The sequence below is a fragment of the Rhizobium sp. TH2 genome (assembly GCF_024707525.1).
Taxonomy (GTDB): Bacteria; Pseudomonadota; Alphaproteobacteria; order Rhizobiales; family Rhizobiaceae; genus Rhizobium_E.
Genome location: NZ_CP062231.1, coordinates 201,966 through 223,300, shown reverse-complemented (window position 1 = coordinate 223,300; position 21,335 = coordinate 201,966). Strand labels below are relative to the sequence as shown.

The window sequence follows — 21,335 nt, the reverse complement described above, 5'->3', positions numbered from 1 at the left end:
CTCGCCTGGCGAAGCCACAAACCATTAGCGTTGACTATTGCATTAGTATTGGCTATTGAATCTCTCATGATCCAGACAGAAAACATCAATTCCGTCATGCGCGCGCTGGCCGACCCGACCCGAAGGGCGGTGTTCGAGCGGATTGCGCGATCGGACGAAATGACTGTGGTCGAGCTGACGCGGGGCAGCGGCGTCACGCAGGGTGCGATCTCCCAGCATCTGAAATCATTGAAGCAGGCTGGACTGGTCGCCGAGCGACCGGAAGGCCGCAATGTCTATTACCGCGCCCAACCCGAGGGGCTCGAGCCGCTGTTCGACTGGATGAGCTATTACAGCAAGTTCTGGAACGAGCGGTTCGACAACCTGCGCGACCTGTTGAAGGAACTCGACCCATGATGGACGCCGCATTGAAAATCGCCACCCATGACATCGTCGTCGATGAGACCTTCCCGCATGCGCCCTCGGTGCTCTGGAAGGTTCTGACCTCGGGCGAACTGATCGCCCGCTGGATGATGGAGCCGAAGGGTTTTGCGCCGATCGTGGGCACCAAGTTCACCTTCCAGACGACTTGCGCCGGCGCCTGGGACGGAACGATCCGCTGCGAGGTGCTGGAAGTACAGGAGAACGAGCGCTTTTCCTACTCTTGGCAGGGCGGCGACGAGGGCAATTCCGGCTACGGATCGAAACTCGACACAATTGTTTCATGGCACCTGTCGGCAAGCGAAGCCGGCACACGTCTTAGACTTGTCCACTCCGGTTTCGTGGTGCCGCGGAACGACATGGCGTACAGAAATCTGGGCAACGGCTGGAAGAGCTGCCTCGAACGCGTAGCGGGGATTGCAATCGAACAGGACACGGCAGGCGCCAGGGGCAAGACCGCCCTGGCGCACTGACCGAAGCAGGAACACCGGCGGCGCGGCGAGACGCGCCAGACACATGATTGACGCGGCCGGAAGGGCCGAAGGAGGAAGGCATGCGGAATACCACTTATCGCTGGGTACTCGTCGCCGCGGGCGGCCTGCTCGGCTGCGTAGCCATAGGCTCCATCTTCGCACTGCCGGTCTTCATCCGGCCGATGGCCGAGGAGACCGGCTGGTCGGTGACCGGCATTTCCACCGCCATGACCATCGCCTTCCTGGCAATGGCCCTCGGCAGCATGGCGCTCGGTTCGTTGTCGGATCGCATCGGTGCGCGCCCGGTCGTATTGATCGGGTCCGCCGTGCTGGCCGGGAGCCTTGCATGGGCGAGCCGTGCGACCTCGCTCATCGAGTTCCAGTTGATCTTCGGGCTGGTGGCGGGACTATCCATCGCCGCGATCCTGCCGCCGCTCATGGCATCCGTCATGGGCTGGTTCGACACGCATCGCAGCCTGGCCGTGTCGCTGGTATCCGCAGGCATGGGCATGGCGCCGCTGACCTTCACGCCACTCGCCGCCTGGCTGGTGTCAAACTATGACTGGCGCTATTCCATGCTTGTCATTGCTGGGCTTGCCGTGGTGACAATGATCCCGCTCGCTCTTCTGATCCGCCGCCCGCCGGCACTTGAAGAGGAGCAGCACATGGTCGCGACCGGCGGTGAGCCAGTTGCCGCGATGTCGGTCGGAACAGCGCTGAAATCGCCGCCGTTCATCATACTGATGCTGACCAATTTCCTCTGCTGCGCCACGCATTCCGGCCCGATCTTCCATACGGTCAGCTACGCGGTGAGTTGTGGCATCCCGCTGACGATCGCCGCGACGATCTACAGCATCGAAGGGCTTGCCGGGCTTGGCGGTCGCGTTGCCTTCGGCATCATGGGCGACCGGTTCGGGGCGAAGAACATCCTGGTGCTCGGGCTGCTGGCCCAGGCGATCGTGGCGTTCTTCTTCTTCTTCGTGCGCCAGCTGGAAGGCTTCTATGCGGTGGCTGCGATGTTCGGCTTCATCTATGCCGGCGTGATGCCGCTCTATGCGGTGTTGGCACGCGAGAACTTCCCGCAGCGGATGATGGGCACGATTATCGGCGGCACAAGCATGGCCGGCGGCCTCGGCATGGCGCTCGGCCCATGGGCGGGCGGCTTCATCTACGATACCTTCGCCACCTATACATGGCTCTATCTCGGCGCCTGCGGCATGGGCATCGGCGCCTTCCTGATCGCGATGACCTTCAAGCCCTTCCCCAAGGGCGTGGAGCAGCAGCCGGTGGCGGCGTGATCGTGACGCTGAATACCTGCCCGACGGGTATAAAGGCGATCGGCTGGTGCGAGGAGCTAAGATTCCGCTACCGCCGCGGATGAGCAAGCACCCCCTCTGTCACTTCGTGACATCTCCCCCTCAAAGGGGGGGAGATTGTTCGGAGAGCGGGGCGGAGCTTCTAGCCGATCTCCCCCCTTGAGGGGGAGATGTCCGGCAGGACAGAGGGGGGTGTCACGGGTTGGAACCGCGCAACCACTTCGCCGCGACCGCCTCGTCCTCTGTTGATAGTCCATGGCCTGAATCGATCGTTTTGTGAGTCAACTCAGCCCCCGCACCGGCAAGCGCCTGCTCAAGCGCTCCGGAATAGGAAACATACGGATCGTTGGCGCCACCGACCATCAACACACGGCTGCCATGGAGATCCGCGACTGGCACATCCTCCAGGACCAACATCGGCCGCAGCAGGATCGCGTTGCGGATCAGGCCGGGATGCAGCAACATGCTCGCACCGATCATATTGGCGCCGTTGGAATAGCCGAGGAAGGTCAGCTTTTCCGGATCGAGGTCGTAGGCTTGCGTGGCTTCTTCCATGAACGCCTCGAATGCTTCGGCTTCGGAGCGGATTTCCTTCTGGTCGAAGGTGGTGGGATCGAAACGGCCGAAGAAGCGCGCTACACCCTCCCCCGTCGAGCGGCCGCGCAGGCCGATCAGGGTTGCATTCGGGAAGAGGCGACGGCCGAGCGGTAGCAGGCTGGTTTCGTTGCCTGCGGTGCCGTGGAGCAGGATGACGGTGGAGCCATCGGGTTCATCCGCCACATGCAGGCGGTGGACGAAGGGCAGGTCGCGATAGATGGTACGCGGCTCGCCCGGCAGACCGAATTGCGGCAGCATGACCCGGTCGTCCACGGCGTCCTTGCGGAAATGGGCGGGGATGAAGAGTTCGGTGCCGAGCGTTTCAAGTGGTTCATCGATCGCGAAGCCGGGTCCATCGGTTGCCATTTCGAGCAGCGTGCCGGAGGGCTCGCGAACGTAGAGCGAATAGAAATAGGTGCGGTCATGGACGTTGGTGGGGCCGTGCGCCTTTTCGTTCAGTTGGGTGGCGACAGCCTCGACATGGGCGCGATCCGGCGCGCGGACGGCGATGTGATCGATGGTGCCGGTGCCGGGTGCGGCGGTCCAGAAACCGCCGGCATCCCTGATATCGATGACGCCACCCGCATCCGAGCGCAGGCGGGTTATGGTGTCGGTGTGGGCCGCTTCGGTGAAGCCCATATAGGTGGTCAGGAAGGCCACGGTATCGGCAGGCTGTTCCGAGAAGATCGTTGCACTGTGCAGGCGCTGGATCGCATCGGTTTCGGATATTTCGCGCGAGGTCCAAGGCGAGGTGCCTGTGAGATCGCTGACGCCGGCGAGCTTGACGATGATGCCATCGGGATCGGTGAGCCTGAGGACCGGCTCGCCGAATTCCTGTGCCGGACCCGATGTCTTCACGCCGAATTTCAGGGCGCGGGTGAGCCAGAAGCCGATCGCCTCGGGGTGGATGGCGAGCGCGATCTCACCCGGTGCGCCATGGCCGACGCGGCCGGGCGAGCCATCCTCCCAGACCAGAAATGTCACCAGCGAGCCGGGAGAAGCGATGGCATCGCCATAGAAGAGGTGAAGCTGGGTGGCATCCTCGAAACCCGCCGTTCGCTTGACCAGGCGCATGCCGAGGAAGCCGGCGTAAAAATCCACATTGGCCTGAACTTTGCGGGTGATAAGGGTTATGTGGTGCAAACCGCTGGTCATCGTTCTATTCTCTGAGCATGAGGACTGCGACCATACATGCAACGCAGATACAGGAATTACCATGGTGAAATTGCTCGGAATATCGGGAAGCCTGCGCAAGGGCTCGTTCAACACGGCGCTGATGCGCGCGGCGGTGGCTTCAGTGCCGGAGGGCGTGACGCTGGACGCGGCCACGATCCACGGCATTCCGCTTTATGACGGCGATGTCGAGGCGAATGACGGCTTGCCGGAGGCGGTCGTGGCGCTAAAGGAGCAGGTGATGGCGGCCGATGGCGTGATCCTGTTCACGCCGGAATACAACAATGGAATTCCCGGCGTATTCAAGAATGCGATCGACTGGCTGTCGCGGCCGTCGTCGGACATATCAAAGGTTTTCGGCGGCCGGCCGTTCGCGATCTGCGGCGCCTCGCCGGGCAATTTCGGCACCCAGCTTTCGCAGAATGCCTGGCTCAGCGTGCTGCATACGCTTGGCGCCGATATCTGGTCGGGCAAGAGGCTGATGATCCCGCGCGCTGGCGCGGTGTTCGATGCGGATGGCAAGATCGTCGACGAGGCGATCGCGACGAGGCTCGCGGCATTCGTGGCGGCGTTTGCGGCCTCAGTAAAATAGCGCTAGCGCTGGCTGAGCTTGCTGAGGCTGGATGAGGCGACAGCGAGGACGATAATGGTGCCGATCAGGATTTCCCTGATATAGGAATCGACGCTCATCTGCGTCAGGCCGTTATCAAGCACGCCGAGGATCAGCACGCCGAAGAAGGTGGCGAGCACGCGTGGTTCGCCCTCCTCGCTCATCGTCATGCCGAGGAACACGGCGGCGATGGCCGAGAGCATCAAGCCACTGCCCTGGGTGGGATTGGCCGAGGCGACGCGGGCGGCATACATGAGCCCGCCGGCGGCAGCACCGAGCCCCGTCAGCCCGAAGGCCGAGAAGCGCAGGATGCGGACGCGGACGCCGGCCAGTCTTGCGGCTTCTGCGTTGCCGCCGATGGCGTAGAGCCGGCGGCCATAGACCGTGTGCTCAAGCAGCACCCAGACGAGGAAGAGCACCACCAGCGCGGCAAGGGTGAGATAGGGCAGCGACACCATCTGGCCGCCGGTCTCGAACAGCGGAATGCCGCCGCGCGCGAAGCCGGAAAAGCCGGCCGGAATATCGGTGCCGAAGATAGTCTTGCCATCGGAGATGAGGAAGGCGAGGCCGGAGAAGATCGTCAGCGTGCCGAGCGTGGCGACGAAGGGCAGGATGCCGATATAGCTGACCAGCATGCCGTTGAGCAAACCGCCAACAAGGCCTACGGCAAGCGCCAGCGCCAGGGCGGCAGGCACCGGGAAACCGGCCTTGAAGGCGAGTGCCGCGACGATGCCGGCGAGGCTCGCCATCGAGCCGACCGAGAGATCGAAATCGCCCATCACCATCACGATGGTCATGGTGAAGGCGATGACGGCGAGCATCGAGACCTGCTGGGAGATGTTGAGCCAGTTGCGCGCCGTCATGAACGTGTCGGGCAGGCTGATCCAGAAGAACAGGACCACGGCGATGATGCCGACCAGGGTTCCATATCTGCGGATTGCGCGCGCCAAATCAGGCTCCTTGCGGTGAGGTGCGCGGCATCATGCCGGCCGGATTGTCGCCGAAGGCGAGCGATAGAAGCGTTGCCTGGGTGATATTCTTATTGTCGGCAATGCCGCGCAGGCGACCATCGAGCATGGTGCCGATGCGGTCGGACATGCCGATCAGTTCGGGCAGATCTGACGAGACGAGGATGATGCCGACGCCGGTGGCGGCGAGCTCGCGCAGCAGTGCGTGGATATCGTATTTGGCGCCGACATCGACGCCGCGGGTGGGTTCATCAAGCAGCAGCACCAAGGGGCCGCCAAGCACGGCGCGGGCGAACACGACTTTCTGCTGGTTGCCGCCCGAAAGCTGGAACACCGGCTGGCGCGGGCCGACGGACTTGAGTTTTACACGGGTGCCGAACTCCGTCGCGCGGGCCAATTCGCTGCGGCGATTGCGGAAAATGCCGGCACGGCTCAGCGACTTGAGATGCGCGAGCACCGTGTTGTCGGATACCGAAGCACGCGGCAGCAGGCCCTCGCGGCGGCGCTCGCGCGGAACATAGGCGATGCCTTCCGCCCAGCGGCCGGCGGGTTGATCCGGCTTGAGGCACTTGCCCTTGAGTTCGATGGTGCCGGCGCTCGCCTTGCCATCGCCCATCAGCAGACGCAGCAATTCGCTCTGGCCGGCGCCGGCGAGGCCGGATAGCCCAAGAATTTCGCCGGCGCGGAGTTCGAAGGAAATGTCTTTCAACCGGGCCGAGGAGAGGTTGGAGACCTTCAACACAGGCTCCGGTGAAGGCTCGGACAGCCGCGCCGGATAGGCTTCGGCGATGGTGCGGCCGGTCATGAGTTCGATGATCTCGGCCTTGCTGGTCGCGGCGATGTTGCGGGTGGTGACGGTCTCGCCATCGCGGAGAACGGTGACGCGATGGGCGATGCGCATCACCTCATCCATGCGGTGCGAGACATAGATCACGCTGCGGCCGCGTGCGGTGAGGCCGATGATGACCTTGAACAGGCGCTCGGATTCCTCGCCGGTCAGCGCCGCCGTCGGCTCGTCCATGACATAGAGCTTGGCCGCCTCGCCGCCCTCGTCGAGGAAGGCGGCGGCGATCTTGACCAGCATCTGGTCGCCGGTGGACAGCCGCGCCATCTTGATCGACGGATCGATGGTGGTGATGTCGAGCGCGGCGAGCGCCACCAGCGCCCGGGCGTTGAGTTCGGACCAGTCGGCGAGGAAGCCGAGGCGCCTGGGGTATGGTCGCCCGAGGAACAGGTTTTCCGCCACCGAGAGTTCGGGGATGACGCTGAGTTCCTGGTGGATGAAGCGCAGGCCGAGCCGCGTCGCTGTGGCGGGATGATCGATCGACACGGGATGGCCATCGATCTCGATCGTTCCGCGATCCGGGGCGACGGCGCCGGCGATGATCTTGATCAGCGTCGATTTGCCGGCGCCATTCTCGCCCATCAGCGCATGGATCTCGCCCGGCGCGACCTCGAGCGAGGCGTCCTTCAATGCCGGGACGCCGGCATAGGCTTTGGAAAGATTGCGGATGGAGAGGAGCGTCACGGGGGTGGTTCCAAAGAGCAAGGCATCACGGCGCCCGCGATGCCTTGCTATCAGCCAAAATCAATCGTTGGCATTGTCAGCGGTGATCAGCTTGGTCGGCACGTAGATGACCTCGGCAAGCTTTTCGCCAGCGAGATGGCTTTTCACCGCATCGGCCGTGGCTTTGCCGATGCCCTTGAAATCCTGCGCGACGGTCGCTTCGAAGTTGGTCTTCTTGGCGACAGCCTCGCGCGCCTGCGGATTGGCGTCGATGCCTGTTATCACGATGCCCTCGTTCTGGCGGCCGGCGGCTTCGATGGCCTGCAGCGCGCCGAGTGCCGGCTGGTCCCATGCCGCCCAGACGGCTGCGATCGAGCCCTTGTCCGGGTTGGCGGTGAGGATCGCTTCCATCTTGGCGCGGGAATCGGCGATGCCGCCATCGGCGACGTCAGGTGTCACGCGGTCGAGGATCTTGATATCGGGGCTCGCCTTGAAGATCTCGTCGGCCTTGGCGCCGCGAATCTGCACCGGCGGGAAGGCATCGAAGACGAACATCACGACATTGCCCTTGGCGTTGATGCGCTTGATGACGAAGTTCGCGGTCTCGGCGGCCATGGCGGTGCCGTCCGAGGTGACGTTGGTCACCAGCAGCGGGTTGACGCCGGCATCCATGCCGAAGACGGGAATGTTGGCAGCCTTGGCTGTTTCGAGGCCGGCCGCGACCTGTGCCGGATCGACATTGATCACGATCGCATCGACCTTCTGGTTGGAGACGTCCTCGATGCGGGAAATCGCGGCTGCGACATCGCCCTTGGTGTCGATGACATTGACCTCCCAGCCATTGGCCTTGGCCTCTGCCTGGAACGCCTCGACATAGAATTGTGTGCCCGGCTGGGCGAGATAGGGCGTGATGACGGCGATCTTGCCGGCGGCGGATGCGGCGCCCGCCATAAGCAGTGCGGCGAAGGCGCCCAGAATGGCGCCTGATTTGAGCTTGAACGTCATGAAATTCCTCCCCGAAACTTTGCGTTTTGCTGAATTGTTGCTGGACGTTAGCGGGGAATGAAGTTTGTGACAATAGCGACCTCGGCGCGCTTCGGCATAACCCCTCACCAACTTCGGCCATGCGATCGGCTATCGCCTCTCGCGGCCTGCGTATCCTCTCCCGCAAGGGGAGAGGTAAAGTGCCCCACGCTCGACCTTCATTTGACGCGAGGCGGTGCTGCGGGTTTACCTCTCCCCCTGCGGGAGAGGATAGCAAGCCCGAACGAGACGAATGTCGAGTTCTTGGGCGCGCTTGGTGAGGGGTGAAGGCCGGGCAATTGTCACGTCGGCAGCGGCTCGATAAGGAAGTGCGAAACGGGGGCTCCACCATGAATGACGCAAGGCTGATCGGGATCGATGTCGGCACGACGGCGGTGAAGGCTGCGCTTTACGATATCCGGGGCCAGGCGCTGAAAACCTATGCGCAGAGCTACCCCATGCATCGGACGCCGCCCGACCGGGTGGAGCAGGATCCCGCCGACTGGATGACCCATGTTCTGGCGGCACTCGGCCATCTTACCGAAGGGCTCGGCGATGGCCAGTTGCAGGGCGTCGGGCTGACGTCGCAGGTCAACAGTCATGTCTTCGTGGACGAGAATGGCAAGGAGCTGATGCCGGCGATCATCTGGCAGGATGGACGCTGCGCCGGCGTGGCCGCCGAGATCGACGCGCATCTTGATGTGGCCGAGAAGATCGGTTGGTGGGGTGCGCCGCTGCCGGTGGATGCCAGCCATGTGCTCGCGCGGATGGAATGGGTAAGGCGAAACCGGCCCGAGATCTGGGCGAAGACGCGCTGGGTGATGGCGCCGAAGGACTATTGCATCCTGCAATTGACCGGCGAGGTGGTGGCCGATCCGATGGCGAGCTTTGGCGTCATCGACCAGAGCCTGGCCTATATCGAGAGCCTGATCGCGCTGGTCGATGGTGCGCGCGGACGGTTGGCGCCGCTCAGGCCGTTCACCGCTGCAGCGGGGCGGATCAAGGCGGGGCTTCCGGGTGCCGGCGCATTGCTCGTCACTGGAACGATGGATGCCTGGGCTGGGGTTGTCGGTGCCGGTGCGGTCAATGATGGCGACGGGCTCTATCTCAGCGGCACGAGTGAGATTCTCGGCGTGGTCTCGAAGACCAAGATGCCTGTACCGGGGGTGATCGCCTTTCCGCGTTGCGAGGAGATCACCTTCCATGCCGGGCCGACGCAGGCGGGTGGCGCGTCGATCGCCTGGCTTTCGAACCTGCTGGGGCGCACGCCTGCCGACCTTTCCGCACTGGCTTCCGATTTCGACCGTAGCCGCATGCCGCCGATCTTCCTGCCGCATCTGCAGGGCGAGCGGGCGCCGGTGTGGAATGCAAGTGCCAGGGCAAGCTTTTCCGGCGTGGATTCCTCGATGGGGCCGGCGGAATTCACGGTGGCGGTGATGGAGGGCGTGGCGTTTTCGGCCAGGCTTTCGATGGATGCGCTACAGAAATCGGCCGATGTCGTGGTGGAGAACTATAGGGCAGCCGGTGGCGGCATGGGATCGGATATCTGGTGCCAGATCCGTGCCGATGTGCTGGGCAAGCCTGTCATGCGGCTGAAGAACCTCGATGCAGGGGTGCTGGGCGCGGCCATTCTCGCGGGCGTCGGGACCGGGCTGTTCAGCTCGATCAGGCAAGCGGCCGCCGCGCTTGTGGCGATCGACCGCTCGTTCGAGCCGGACGCTTCGCTCGCCGCGCGCTATGACTACGCCTATGGCAAATACCGGGAACTTTACGGCCAGCTCGAAGCCTTTAATGCCGAGCTCGTGGCGCATTCCCGATAGGCTTCGTTCAACGATTTTTCGTTTTAAATGAACCTGTTCCCCCGGGGATGAACTGACCCCCGAAAGTTGGACATCAGCTTCGGGGGTCAGTTCAGCATCGCGCGGGGTCTTTTCATTTGTTGGAGAGGGCTCCCAGCCAGATCGCGAAACGGCCGAGTGCCGCCTCGGCGCGCGCGTAATGCGGCTGGTGCAGGAAGCCGTGGTTTTCGCCCGCGACAGTATCGAGTGTCACGACACGGCCGTGAACCTCCATTGCCTTGGCCAGAATCACGGTGTCGTCGCGGAGCGGATCGTCGTCCGCCGCGATGAGATAGACCGGCACCGGCGACGGTCGGGCAAGGGCTTCGATCGAATAGGCATTGCCGCCCGCAGCCAGGAAATAGCGCGCGACGCAGGCGCGGTCGGTGCCATCCTCGCGGTTGCCTTTCTCGATGAGCGAGTTTGTATCGAGCAGGCCATGGGCGCCGTAGAAGCTTGCCACGCCGATAATATGATGGCGCAATTCAACCGGGAGGGTTGCTTCCACGGAGAGAGCGATGGCGCCGCCGGCGGAATCGCCGCAGAGGAGGATATGATTGAAACCCTCGCCGAGGAGATGGCGGATGACTGATATGCCATCCGCCGCCGGGGCGGGTGCGGGGTGGTCGGGCGCGAGGCGATAGTCGACGGAATAGAGCGGCAGGCCGGTATGCCTGATCAGTTCCGTCGCGATATCGGCATGTGTCAGCGGCGAGCCGACGATGAAGCCGCCGCCGTGGAAATAGACGATGGCGGTGGTTCGGAGCCGAGGCTTGACGATGGCTTTGCCCCCCTCATCCGGCGCATTCGCGCCACCTTCTCCCCGCTGGGGAGAAGAGGGAGCGAGCCGCAGCGCCTCGGAACTCCTCTCCCCAGCGGGGAGAGGTCCGCCGAGCGAAGCGGAGGCGGAGTGAGGGGGTGATGTGCCGCCGGCGCCAGCGGGAAAGTGCAGCACCCTCACACCACCAGCATCAATCCATTCAGCCTCCGCAGGCACAGGCTTTGCCCGGACGCTTTCATAATCCCTGCGAAGCGTCCGGACATCGCCATTCAGCCAATCGAATACGATGGCGCTCGTATCCTTTTGGCGAACCATCTCCGTCAGGCGAACCACCAGCGTTCTGCTCCACGGGCGCCATCGAGCGGCCAGTTGGCGGAGAGCTGGCCGGAATGGGCGACGTTGGCGCGGCGCGCATAGAGCCAGTTGCGGAAGAAGGGGATGATCGTGCCGCCGTCGTCGCTGACCAGCCGCTGCATTTCGCCATACATTTCCGTGCGCTTCTTGCCGTCGATCTCGGCGCGGGCTTCGACGAGCAGCTTGTTGAAGCGGTCGTTCTTGAAATGCGACTCGTTCCAGTCGGCGCCCGCGGCATAGCCGAGCGAGAAGATGATATCCGGCGTCGGGCGCTGGCCCCAGCCGGCCATGCAGAAGGGCTTCTTGAGCCAGACATCGCTCCAGTAGCTGTCGTTCGGCTCGCGCACGACGTTGACTGTGATGCCGATCTGCCTGGCCATTTCGGCGTAGAGTGTTGCCATGTCGACGGCGCCGGTGATGACGGTGTCGGCGGCGGAGAGATTGATGGTGAGGCCATCGAGGCCGGCCTTCTTGACCAGCGCGCGGGCCTTGTCCGGATCATATTCCCGCTGCGTCTGGGATGCGTCGAAGAAGGGCATGACCGGCGCGATCGGATGGTCGTTGCCGATCGAGCCGTGGCCCTTCAGGATGCGGTCGATCAGCACCTGCCGGTCACAACCGAGCTTGAGCGCCATGCGCAGGTCGGCATTGTCGAAGGGTGCGATGTCGCACATCATCGGCATGCCGACATGGGTGCCGGAGGGCACTTCATCGAGCTTGACGCCGGCATCCTTGGCGAGGTGTTCCGATGTGTTGTAGTCGACTTCGATGATGGCGTCGAAACTGTTGGCGAGCAGTGCCGACTGGCGCGCGACGACATCGTTGACGGCGGTGAAGGAGACATCGGCGAAATGACCTCGATCCTGCTTCCAGTAATTGGCGTTCTTGGAGAGCGTGGCGCGGATGCCGGCCTCGAATTCCTCGAGCTTGTAGGCGCCGGTGCCGGCCTTTTCCTGCGGATCGACCTTGCCGTCCTTCGACGCCATCATGATGAGGTGGTAATCGGTCAGCGCGTATGGCAGGTCGGCATTGCCCGACTTGAGTTTGATGGTGAGCGTATTGGCGTCGTCGGCCTTGATCTCCTCAATGCCGTCGAGCAGCGACTTGGCGGCTGATTTCGACGCTTCGGCGCGATGGTAGTTCAGCGAGGCCATTGCATCATTGGCGTCGAAGGTCTTGCCGTTGTGGAATTCGACGCCCTTGCGGATCTTGAAGGTCCAGGTCTTGGCGTCCTTGGACGCTTCGAAGGCTTCCGCGAGTTCGCCGGCCACCTGATTGTCGGGCGCGATCTCGGTGAGGAAATTGTTTTTGGTATGCGCCATGGTGATCATGAAGCGCGAATTGTAGGTGGCGGGATCGAGGCTGTCGGCCGTGTTGCCATCGTCGAGGCCGACGCGGAACGAGCCGCCCGATTTCGGCGTCTGCGCCGCAACCTCGCGCGTCCAGAGACCCGAGGCGGCGGTAAGGCCGAGCCCGAAAGTCAGCGCGCCCTGCATGAATTGGCGGCGGTCGATCCTTCCGGACACGGCTTCGGATGTCAGCCTTGCCAGGCCCTTCGACTCTCTGCTGTCGGTCATCTCATCTCTCCAGTTTTGCTTGGTTCCCGGCAACCGCGTTTGTTTTTGAGCGGTTTGCTGGCGGCAATCCTAGGGCGACGGGACGACGGCCAATGAGCAGACATCGGCAAAAAATGTGCAGGGATTGACTGGAACCATCTTAAACTGCTCGCCGGAAACAAAGCCGCCAGCCTTGCTTGTCGCAAAGCTGGCGGAGGTGGTCAGTCGGGGAGAGACTGAAGCGGGTCACAAGCTGGCGTAGAGGCGGGGTGCATCCTCCAGAGTGAAACGGAACGGCACCGGCTTGGTGCTGCGCCAGACGGTTGCGGTGGCGCCGTGAAGCAGAACCTCGGCGCGGTCCGTGTCGGCGACGCCGCCCCCGTAGAGGCGGTTGGCGAGATTGAGGATGCCGACCTGGTGCATCGCCGTGGTGCCCGAAGTGCAGGCGTCCTTGACGAGCAGGACCCGGAAGCCGCCTGATATGGCATCGCGGACGCTGGCTGCGACGCAAGCCTCCGTCCAGACCCCGGCGACCACCAGCCACTCGATGCCCTTGGCTTCGAGGCGGGACTGGAGAGAGCCCTCCTCGAAGGCCGAGGCGTCGTTCTTGCTGAGCACGATCTCCCCATCCATCGGCGCGACCTCGTGACAGATGGCGACGAGTAGGCTGTCACTGCGGCTGAAGGCGGGACCGCCGTCCGCATCAAGCGGCTCGAAGGGACGTGGCGGGCGTATGTCGAAATCCCTGACATAAGCGGCGTGGAAGACGCTGACGCCACTGGCGCGCGCGGCAGCGAGCAGCCGGGCGGAATTGGCCAGCACCTTGTCCAGATCGGCCGCCATGGAAAGCGGCTCCGAGCGCTGCTCATCCTGCAGGTCGACGATAAGCAGCGCGGTCTTCAGCGGATCGAGGGTCAGTTCGGAGTGCATCAGGGATTTCCAAGCAGGTCGTCTTCGAAGGGGAAACGCGAGATCAGCGCACCGCCGGTTTCGGTGACCAGCACCTCCTCTTCGAGCTTGACGCCCTCGCGGCCGCCTTTCTCGCCGATATAGCTCTCGACTGATACCACCATGCCCGGCACCAGATGGCCCTCGCGGCCATAGGTCTCGAAATCCATGGCATGCGCGATGAACGGCGTCTCGCCATGCATGCCGACGCCGTGCATGACCGAGGTGTAGCGCTGATCGACGAAGCGATCCGGGATCTTCCACGCCTTGTCGGCGATCTCGCGGAATTCCATGCCGGGCTTGATCAGGTCGATATTGTGCTGAACCTGATCGTAGGACATGCGGTAGAGCATCTTCTGGTAATCCGTCGGCCGGCCCGGGCCGCAGCGGAAGGTGCGGGAGAAATCGGAGTAATAGCCGTAGCAGCCGATCGTATCGGTATCGAGTGCGACGAGTTCGCCGGGGCGCAGCTTGCGGCCGGAGGCCTCGTTGAACCATGGATTGGTGCGTTGGCCCGAGGTCAGCAGCCGGGTCTCGATGAATTCGCCGCCCTGGCGGATCACTTCGCCATACATGACGGCAAAGAGTTCGTTTTCGCTGATGCCGGGCTTGATCGCGTCACGGACGGCGGAGACGGCAGCTTCTGCGCCGGCCATGGAGACCTGCAGACACTTGACTTCCTGCGGCGTCTTGACCGCGCGGACGGCAAGGATTTCGCCCTGGATGTCGCGGACTTCCAGCCCCTCGGCTTCAAGCGCGAGCGCCTGGAGATGGGTAGAGCGGTCCATGCCCACCTTCTTGTTGCCCGGCGACTGCTTGCGCATGAGGTCGGCGATTTCCCGGGCGAAGGGGGCGGCGGTGGATTCGTCCTTGCCCGACACCGAGGACCAGACGAGCTTGGAGGGTCGCGCTTCGTCGATCGTCTCCAGCGCGGTCGAGACATGGTAGCTCTGCGGATAGTCGAAAAGCGTGATCGGGCCTTCGGCCGGAATGAAGATGTAGCGCGTGGAATTGCGGAGGAAATAGCCGAACATGTTGCGCGTGCCGGTGGCGTAGCGCTGGTTATAGGGATCGAACAGGATGACGCCGCCGTAATCGGATGCCGTGAGCCAGGCGCGCACCTTGGCCAGCCGCTGCTGCCGAAGCTGGTAGGCGTCGATCGCCGACGGTTCGGTGTCGGAGAGCCACATGCCGTTGGACGGATCCTCCGCCATCGGATGGCGCATCCGGTCTTGCCAATCGACATCATCGACGCGGTCTGGATCAAAAACGACTATGGACATGCTGGCACCTCATAACATTGTCGCTCGACTATAGCGTCGTGGCATGCCGGCATTGTGCAGGAAACCGCACACGATGTGCCGGTTACCTTTCACCCACCACACGGCGGACCTGACCCGGGGTCTTGCCGTAAACTGTACGGAAGGCGCGCACGAAGGCCGAGAAACTCTGGTAGCCGCTGGCCAGCCCGATCTCCCGCACCGACATGGCGGAATGTTCGAGCAGGTCGCGGGCGCGCTGCAATTTCATGCGCTTGAAATATTCCGCCGGCAGGAGACCGACCTCGGCGCGGAAGGCGCGCTCCAGCCGTTCGATGGTGACGCCGAGCCGGTCGGCGACAGTCGAGATCAGGACCTGCCCCTCCCCGCCTGCTTCAAGATGGGCGACGGCATCGAGCACGAGATCGTCGCGGATGCCGGTGCGCAGGCGAAGCTGCAGCCGCTCGCGATCGGTGGAGGCGCGGATGCGGTCATGCACGAACCATTCGGCGACACCACGACAGAGCGCCTCGCCATGTTGGCGGCCGATGAGATCGAGCATCATGTCGAAAGCGCCGATGCCGCCCGCCGAGGTGAAACGGGTGCGGTCGATGACGTAGATGTCGCGCACCAGCTTGACCTCCGGAAAGGCTTCGGCGAAGGCCGGCTGGCTCTGCCAGTGCAAGGTGCAGGCATAGCCATCGAGCAGGCCGGCGCGGCCGAGATAGAAGGCGCCATCGGCAACACTGCCGAGATGGGCGCCATTGCGGAGGTTCTTGCGAATCCAGTTGAGGGGCTGCGGCGCCTGCAGCCGGTCGGCGTCGCCACCAGAGCAGACGACGATGTAGTCGACGGCGGGGGCGTTATGGGCCGAGTAATCCGGTGTCACGGCAATGCCGCTCGATGCGCGGATGATGCCTTTTTCGCCGCCGATGATCGACCATTCGTAGAGCGCTTCGCCCGACAGCTTGTTGGCAGCGCGCAGTGGTTCGATGACCGACGAGAAGGCCATCATCGGGAAATCGGGGAAGATCAGGATGGCGAAGCTGCGTGTCACGAGATGGCCAGCGTGAAAGTGTCTACGGTCTTACGAACATAAACACGAAAAAAATTTCGCGCCACGTGTCGGATCGCGCCATGCGGATGCGTCCTTGGCTCAGCCCGTGCAGATTGGGCCCAGCGATCAGAGGAGACGATCATGAACGAAGCAACGCAGATGGAAATGGCCCCGCTGCCGAAAACACTCGGCGGCCTTGTCGCCTATGTGACTGTTGATGGCACCCGCAAGGCGGCCGAATTCTACAAGGTGGCGTTCGGCGCCGAGGAAAAATACTGCGTGCCGCCGGATGACAAGGGGCGCACGATGCATCTGCATCTCTACGTCAACGGCAGCACGCTGATGATGTCGGATCCCTATCCGGAATATGGCCATCCGTTCAAGGGCCACGAGGGTTTCGCGCTTCAACTCGTCGTCGAGGACATCGATTTCTGGTGGGATCGGGCGGTGAAGGCAGGCGCCGAAGTGGTGATGCCGGTCGAGAAGATGTTCTGGGGCGATCGCTACGGCCAGTTGCGCGACCCGTTCGGCATCATCTGGGGCCTTAATGGGCCGACGGGTTGAGTGGATTCTTCTGACAAAGACGGGCCGCTTCGAAGCGGCCCGTCTTGCGCTTTACATTATCAGGCGCCGACGGCGGCGATGATACCAATTTCAACGGTATATTGTGGGCCGGCGAGCTTGGATTCGACCGTGGCGCGGCCGGGGGCCTGGCCGGCGGGCAGCCATGCTTCCCAGACCGGGTTCATCTCGTCGAAGGTCGAGATGTCGGAAAGCCAGATGGTGGCCGAGAGAAGACGGGTCTTGTCGGAGCCGGCACGCGCCAAGAGCGCGTCGATGTTCTTGAGGACGTCGGCGGTTTGCTCGGCGACCGAAGCGCCGGGCGCACCGGAGGCGACCTGGCCGGCGAGGAATACGAAGCCGTTATAGACCACGGCCTGGCTCATGCGGCTGCCGGGGTCGAAGCGCTGGATGTTCATGGAATTCTCCCACAAAAGAATTGTCGATCGGCATCGCGGTGACGCCCTTTGGCGCGACCTCGTGGCTTGACGAGGCCGCATGCTGGCTGCCATCTCACATCCCTTCACGAGGAACAAGCCTTTGACCGACCTGCCGCCCATTTTCCGCAAATCCTATGCCGCCTTCCTGTTCGACATGGATGGAACGCTGCTCAGCTCCATCGCGGCCGCCGAACGGGTGTGGAGCACATGGGCGCGCAGCCACGGAATCGATGTCGAAAAATTCCTGCCGACGATGCACGGCGTTAGGGCCGAGGACACGATCCGTAAACAGAACCTGGCCGGCATCGACGTGGCCAAGGAAGTGGCCTGGGTGATGCAAGCCGAGATCGACGATGTCGATGGTGTCATGGCGATCGACGGTATCATCGAGTTTCTCAATGCTTTGCCGCAGGACCGCTGGTCGATCGTGACATCGGCGACGAAGGAACTGGCGGCTGCGCGACTGGCGGCTGCGGGGATCGCCGTGCCGAAGCATATTGTGACCGCCGAGGATGTAACGCGCGGCAAACCTGCGCCGGATTGCTTCCTGCTCGCGGCCGAACGGCTGGGTGTCAAGGCGAGCGACTGCCTGGTGTTCGAGGACGCACCGGCCGGAATCGCAGCCGCCGAGGCGGCGGGCGCAGACGTGATGGTGATCACCGCGACCCATGGCCATCCGATGGACACGCCGCATGCGACGACCGGCGACTATGTCGGCATCACGATCTCGACTAGCGACAACGGCCAGTTGACGGTGGAGCGGCGCGTCGGATAGTCTGCCAAGAGAGACAGCCTATTTCGCTTGACACCCGGCGAATGTCTGTATTTTAATCACGCCTGCGGATTAGGCAAAAGTCATCCGCGACCACATGACTTCGATAGTCGCAGGGCAGTTTCGCCCCATGACGCCCGCGCTTCGCGGACCAGCGTCGTGGGGTTTTTCGTGTTTGGAAGATGGATGAGCGAACCGCTGAAGATCGGCATTCTCTATTCCACCACCGGGCCTTACGGCTCGATGGGACGGGATGCGCATGACGGCGCGGAATTCGCGATCGAGGAATTTGCCAAGCGATCCGACCGGCTGATCGAGCCCGTCTTCTTTGACCCGCATGCCAGTCTCGAAGCCTATCTCGACGGCGCGCGGCACCTGTTGCGAGAAGGTTGCCGGCACATTGTCGGCACGATCACCTCGGCTGCACGCAAGGAAGTGATCCCGCTCGTCGAGAAACACGACGGCCTACTCTGGTATATGTGCCCATACGAAGGGTTCGAGGCCAACGAGAACGTGATCTATCTCGGCGGCTGCCCCAACCAGCACCTGATCCCGGCCTTCGAATATCTGATCCCGCGTTACGGAGCGCGGCCGTATCTGACCGGCGCCAATTATGTCTGGGGCTGGGAAATGAACCGGCTGGCGCGCGAACTGATCACCAATGCCGGCGGCGAGGTGCTGGGCGAACGGTATTTGCCGCTCGAAGAGACCGCCGTCGAGCGGATCATCGCCGAGATCGCCGAGCGGCGACCGAGCTTCGTGCTCAACAACCTGATCGGACCATCGAGCTATGCTTTCCTCGAAGCGATGAAGGTGCTCGGCGACCGGGATCCGGCCTTCCGCCCGGAGAACTGCCCTGTCGTGAGTTGCGACCTGATGGAATGCGAGCTCGACGACATCACGGCGGGCTCCGCCCTGGGACAGCTCTGCGCGGCCTCCTATTTCGACAATCTCGATACGCCGGAGAATCGCGAATTCAAGGCGCGGGCGGCGCTGCGCCACGGCCGCGAGCGGCGGATTTCCAGCGTCTTCGCCAGCGCCTATACCGCCGTCGATCTCTGCATCGGCGCGATCGTTGCGGCGGGCAGCGACGAACCGCAGGCGGTGCGGCGCGAGGTGCATGCGCGGCAGTGGCCGTCGCTGTTCGGTCCGCTTGACGTGGACAGCGTCACCAACCATGCCGCCCTGCCCTTCCACCTCGGACGCATCAATGCTGACCAAGGCTTCGACGTGATCGCCTCGCGGCCGGCGCTTGCCGCCGACCCCTATCTCACCACGCGCGGCACGCAGATGCCCGCGAAGCTGAGGGTGGTGTCATGAGCCGGACGCCGAATTTCACCGGCTGGCATGCCGTGATCCTGCACCGCGAGGACGCCAATACCGAGCGGCTAACGCGCCAGCTCGGCCTGCTCGGCATCAGGGCGACGCGGCAATGGGAGCCGCTGGCGACCTGGGATGGCGCCGACATCGTGCTTGTCGATGCCGACCAGGGCTGGGACGATCTGCTTCCCGGCGAGGGCGATGCCCCCTATCGTCCGCTCGTCGCATTGCTGGGTTCCGAAGCGCCGGGCCGCATTGCCTGGGCGATGAAACAGGGTGCGAGCGCGATCATTCCGAAGCCGGTCGCGGCCTCCGCTGTCTATCCCGCGCTGGTGATGGCGGTATCGATCCATGAGGAACGCAAGGCGGTGACCGAGCGGCTGCAATATCTCGAAGAACGCGTGCGGATGCGGCCGCTGGTTCATGCTGCGGTCGAGAAGCTGATGGTAGCGCGCGGGCTCAACGAGGAACATGCTTACGCGATCCTGCGCGACTGCGCCATGCAGCGACGGCTCTCCATGGAGCAGGTCGCGGCGATCTTTCTCGGTGGGGCGGAACCTCTGCCGGAGGTTGGCTGATGGGCGTGGTGCGCTCATTGCTGCGCCAGCCGGCCGCGCTTTTCGGGCTTGCGGTGGTGGTGATCGTCGTGGTGCTGGCGCTCGCGGCACCTCTGATCGCGCCGTTCAATCCGGATGAGCAGATGTTCGACGGGCTGACGCTTGAAGGCGCGCCGATGCCGCCGGGCGGGCAGTTCATGCTCGGGACCGATACGCTCGGCCGCGACCTCTTTTCCCGGCTGCTCTATGGCGCGCGGACCTCGCTGATCATCGGGCTAGTGGCCAATGGCATCGCGGTGGCGATCGGGCTGACGGTCGGCATCATTGCCGGCTACATGCGCGGGCTGGCCGGCAATATATTGATGCGTTTCACCGACCTGATGATGGCATTTCCGGCGCTCTTGCTCGCCATCGTGCTGGCGGCACTGCTGAGGCCGAGCCTGTGGATCGTCGCCATGGTGATCGCGCTGGTCAACTGGGTGCAGGTAGCACGCATCGTCTATACCGAGACGCGGGGGCTGGTAGAGCGGGATTTCATCCTTGCCCAGCGTTCGCTCGGCGCAGGACATGGCCGCATCCTTTTCCTGCATATCCTGCCGCACCTGATCCCGACCGCGATCGTCTGGGGCACGCTTGGTATCGCGACGACCGTGTTGCTCGAAGCGACGCTGTCGTTCCTCGGCATCGGTGTGCAGCCGCCGCAGCCGAGCTGGGGCAATATCATCTTCGAGAGCCAGAGCTATTTCCAGGCGGCGCCCTGGCTGGTGTTTATCCCAGGTGCAGTGATTCTGCTCACCGCCCTCGCCTTCAATCTGGTCGGCGATGCATTGCGCGACATCCTCGATCCCACCCAGCGCGGGAGGGGCTGATGGTGACGCTCCTGCTCCAGCGCGTGGCACAGGCATTGTTGATCCTGCTCGGCGTGGCGGCGATCACTTTCGTGCTGCTCTATGCGCTGCCGGCCGACCCGGCACGGATGCTCGCGGGCCGTAGCGCGACGGCCCAGACGGTCGCCTCGATCCGCCATCAGCTCGGGCTCGACCAGCCGCTGCTGATACAGTTCTGGAACTATCTCTCGGGGCTGCTGCAGGGCAATCTCGGCCGTTCCTATGCCCAGAAAACCGAGGTCTGGACGTTGATCGTGGCCCGCCTGCCGGCGACGCTGACGCTGATGGCGGCGGGGATTTTCGTCGAGGTGGTGCTCGGCGTCACGTTCGGCACGATCGCGGCGGTCAAGCGCGGCAGCCTCATTGACCGGCTGGTGATGATGGCCTCCTTCGTCGGGGTCTCGGCGCCGCAATTCGTCGCGGCGCTCTTGCTGCTCTATCTCTTCGCCGTCACGCTCGGCTGGTTTCCGATGAGCGGCTACGGCACCTTTTCCCATATCGTGCTGCCGGCGATGACGCTCGGCATACTCGGCGCCGGTTGGTATGCCCGCATGGTGCGCTCGGCGATGATCGACGTGCTGAACCAGGATTATGTCCGCACCGCCCGCGCCAAGGGCCTGTCCTCGGCCCGCATCATCTTCCGCCACGCTCTGCCCAACGCGATCCTGCCCATCATCGCCATGATCGGCATCGATATCGGCCAGTTCATGGGCGGCGTGGTGGTGGTCGAGGCGGTCTATGGCTGGCCCGGCATCGGCCAGCTTGCCTGGCAGGCGATCCAGCAGGTCGACATTCCCATCATCATGGGCGTGACGCTGACCTCGGCGCTCGCGATTGTGACCGGCAATCTTCTCGCAGACCTTATCGCGCCGGTCATCGACCCGCGCATCCGTACCACCTGACAGCAACCAAAGAAGG

Annotated in this window: 21 protein-coding genes; 11 read left to right on the top strand and 10 right to left on the bottom strand. The window is 63.4% G+C overall.

All coding sequences use genetic code 11. The annotated features are described in order from the left end of the window. Positions 1-66: 66 nt before the first annotated feature. From IHQ71_RS01205 to IHQ71_RS01195, 3 genes are all read left to right on the top strand, one after another. Positions 67-396 (top strand): helix-turn-helix transcriptional regulator, encoded by a 330-nt coding sequence (locus IHQ71_RS01205; RefSeq protein ID WP_258162998.1) that lies wholly within the window; start codon positions 67-69, stop codon positions 394-396. Then, positions 393-893, top strand: coding sequence for an SRPBCC domain-containing protein (locus tag IHQ71_RS01200; protein WP_258160071.1), 501 nt, complete (start codon positions 393-395; stop codon positions 891-893). The genes IHQ71_RS01205 and IHQ71_RS01200 overlap by 4 nt, the downstream gene beginning before the upstream one ends. Before the next feature lie 80 nt (positions 894-973). Continuing rightward, entirely contained in the window at positions 974-2,191 is a 1,218-nt protein-coding gene (locus IHQ71_RS01195; protein WP_258160070.1) for an MFS transporter, read from the top strand. Positions 2,192-2,404: 213 nt separating this feature from the next. On the opposite strand, the gene IHQ71_RS01190 is transcribed toward IHQ71_RS01195, so the two are convergent. Then, positions 2,405-3,961 (bottom strand): VOC family protein, encoded by a 1,557-nt coding sequence (locus IHQ71_RS01190; protein ID WP_258160069.1) that lies wholly within the window; start codon positions 3,959-3,961, stop codon positions 2,405-2,407. A 61-nt stretch (positions 3,962-4,022) separates the two neighbouring features. Here IHQ71_RS01190 and IHQ71_RS01185 point away from each other — a divergent pair, with 61 nt between their 5' ends. Then, a complete protein-coding gene (locus IHQ71_RS01185) occupies positions 4,023-4,571 on the top strand; it encodes an NADPH-dependent FMN reductase (RefSeq protein ID WP_258160067.1) in 549 nt (182 codons plus the stop codon). A gap of 2 nt (positions 4,572-4,573) precedes the next feature. On the opposite strand, the gene IHQ71_RS01180 is transcribed toward IHQ71_RS01185, so the two are convergent. Genes IHQ71_RS01180 through IHQ71_RS01170 form a run of 3 tightly spaced genes read right to left on the bottom strand, consistent with a single transcriptional unit; the run spans position 4,574 to position 8,069 of the window. Continuing rightward, a complete protein-coding gene (locus tag IHQ71_RS01180) occupies positions 4,574-5,539 on the bottom strand; it encodes an ABC transporter permease (RefSeq protein WP_258160066.1) in 966 nt (321 codons plus the stop codon). Between the two features lies 1 nt (position 5,540). Then, positions 5,541-7,085, bottom strand: a complete 1,545-nt coding sequence (locus tag IHQ71_RS01175) for a sugar ABC transporter ATP-binding protein (protein WP_258160064.1) — start codon at positions 7,083-7,085, stop codon at positions 5,541-5,543. 60 nt (positions 7,086-7,145) lie between these two features. Then, complete coding sequence (locus tag IHQ71_RS01170) at positions 7,146-8,069, bottom strand: substrate-binding domain-containing protein (RefSeq protein ID WP_258160063.1); 924 nt, start codon at positions 8,067-8,069, stop codon at positions 7,146-7,148. A 368-nt stretch (positions 8,070-8,437) separates the two neighbouring features. On the opposite strand from IHQ71_RS01170, the gene IHQ71_RS01165 reads away from it, so the two are divergent. Then, positions 8,438-9,907, top strand: coding sequence for an FGGY-family carbohydrate kinase (locus IHQ71_RS01165; RefSeq protein ID WP_258160062.1), 1,470 nt, complete (start codon positions 8,438-8,440; stop codon positions 9,905-9,907). A 112-nt stretch (positions 9,908-10,019) separates the two neighbouring features. On the opposite strand, the gene IHQ71_RS01160 is transcribed toward IHQ71_RS01165, so the two are convergent. The 5 genes from IHQ71_RS01160 to IHQ71_RS01140 form a co-directional block, all read right to left on the bottom strand. Next, positions 10,020-11,039, bottom strand: a complete 1,020-nt coding sequence (locus IHQ71_RS01160) for an alpha/beta hydrolase (RefSeq protein ID WP_258160061.1) — start codon at positions 11,037-11,039, stop codon at positions 10,020-10,022. Beyond that, positions 11,027-12,637, bottom strand: coding sequence for an ABC transporter substrate-binding protein (locus IHQ71_RS01155; protein WP_258160060.1), 1,611 nt, complete (start codon positions 12,635-12,637; stop codon positions 11,027-11,029). The genes IHQ71_RS01160 and IHQ71_RS01155 overlap by 13 nt, the downstream gene beginning before the upstream one ends. Before the next feature lie 225 nt (positions 12,638-12,862). After that, positions 12,863-13,546, bottom strand: a complete 684-nt coding sequence (locus tag IHQ71_RS01150; protein WP_258160059.1) for an isochorismatase family protein — start codon at positions 13,544-13,546, stop codon at positions 12,863-12,865. Continuing rightward, the gene (locus tag IHQ71_RS01145) at positions 13,546-14,847 is read right to left on the bottom strand and encodes a Xaa-Pro peptidase family protein (RefSeq protein ID WP_258160057.1); all 1,302 of its coding nucleotides are present in this window, start codon (positions 14,845-14,847) and stop codon (positions 13,546-13,548) included. The genes IHQ71_RS01150 and IHQ71_RS01145 overlap by 1 nt, the downstream gene beginning before the upstream one ends. A gap of 82 nt (positions 14,848-14,929) precedes the next feature. Further along, the gene (locus IHQ71_RS01140) at positions 14,930-15,838 is read right to left on the bottom strand and encodes a GlxA family transcriptional regulator (protein ID WP_258162997.1); all 909 of its coding nucleotides are present in this window, start codon (positions 15,836-15,838) and stop codon (positions 14,930-14,932) included. 183 nt (positions 15,839-16,021) lie between these two features. Here IHQ71_RS01140 and IHQ71_RS01135 point away from each other — a divergent pair, with 183 nt between their 5' ends. Continuing rightward, positions 16,022-16,444, top strand: a complete 423-nt coding sequence (locus IHQ71_RS01135) for a glyoxalase/bleomycin resistance/extradiol dioxygenase family protein (protein WP_258160056.1) — start codon at positions 16,022-16,024, stop codon at positions 16,442-16,444. Between the two features lie 59 nt (positions 16,445-16,503). Here the strand turns inward: IHQ71_RS01135 and IHQ71_RS01130 are convergent, their stop codons facing one another. After that, positions 16,504-16,860 carry a RidA family protein gene (locus IHQ71_RS01130; protein ID WP_258160055.1) on the bottom strand — a complete coding sequence of 119 codons (357 nt, stop codon included), beginning with the start codon at positions 16,858-16,860 and terminating at the stop codon, positions 16,504-16,506. A gap of 79 nt (positions 16,861-16,939) precedes the next feature. Between IHQ71_RS01130 and IHQ71_RS01125 the strand changes: the two genes are divergently transcribed. The 5 genes from IHQ71_RS01125 (at position 16,940) to IHQ71_RS01105 (ending at position 21,319) form a co-directional block, all read left to right on the top strand. Continuing rightward, positions 16,940-17,656, top strand: a complete 717-nt coding sequence (locus IHQ71_RS01125; RefSeq protein WP_258160054.1) for an HAD-IA family hydrolase — start codon at positions 16,940-16,942, stop codon at positions 17,654-17,656. 183 nt (positions 17,657-17,839) lie between these two features. Continuing rightward, positions 17,840-18,973: a transporter substrate-binding protein gene (locus tag IHQ71_RS01120; RefSeq protein WP_258160053.1), complete on the top strand. Its 1,134-nt coding sequence runs from the start codon at positions 17,840-17,842 to the stop codon at positions 18,971-18,973. After that, the gene (locus IHQ71_RS01115) at positions 18,970-19,551 is read left to right on the top strand and encodes an ANTAR domain-containing response regulator (RefSeq protein ID WP_258160052.1); all 582 of its coding nucleotides are present in this window, start codon (positions 18,970-18,972) and stop codon (positions 19,549-19,551) included. Before IHQ71_RS01120 ends, IHQ71_RS01115 begins: the two co-directional genes overlap by 4 nt. Further along, on the top strand, positions 19,551-20,399 hold the full coding sequence (locus tag IHQ71_RS01110) for an ABC transporter permease (RefSeq protein ID WP_258160050.1): 849 nt from the start codon (positions 19,551-19,553) through the stop codon (positions 20,397-20,399). The genes IHQ71_RS01115 and IHQ71_RS01110 overlap by 1 nt, the downstream gene beginning before the upstream one ends. Beyond that, positions 20,399-21,319: an ABC transporter permease gene (locus IHQ71_RS01105; protein ID WP_258160049.1), complete on the top strand. Its 921-nt coding sequence runs from the start codon at positions 20,399-20,401 to the stop codon at positions 21,317-21,319. The genes IHQ71_RS01110 and IHQ71_RS01105 overlap by 1 nt, the downstream gene beginning before the upstream one ends. Positions 21,320-21,335: the final 16 nt, after the last annotated feature.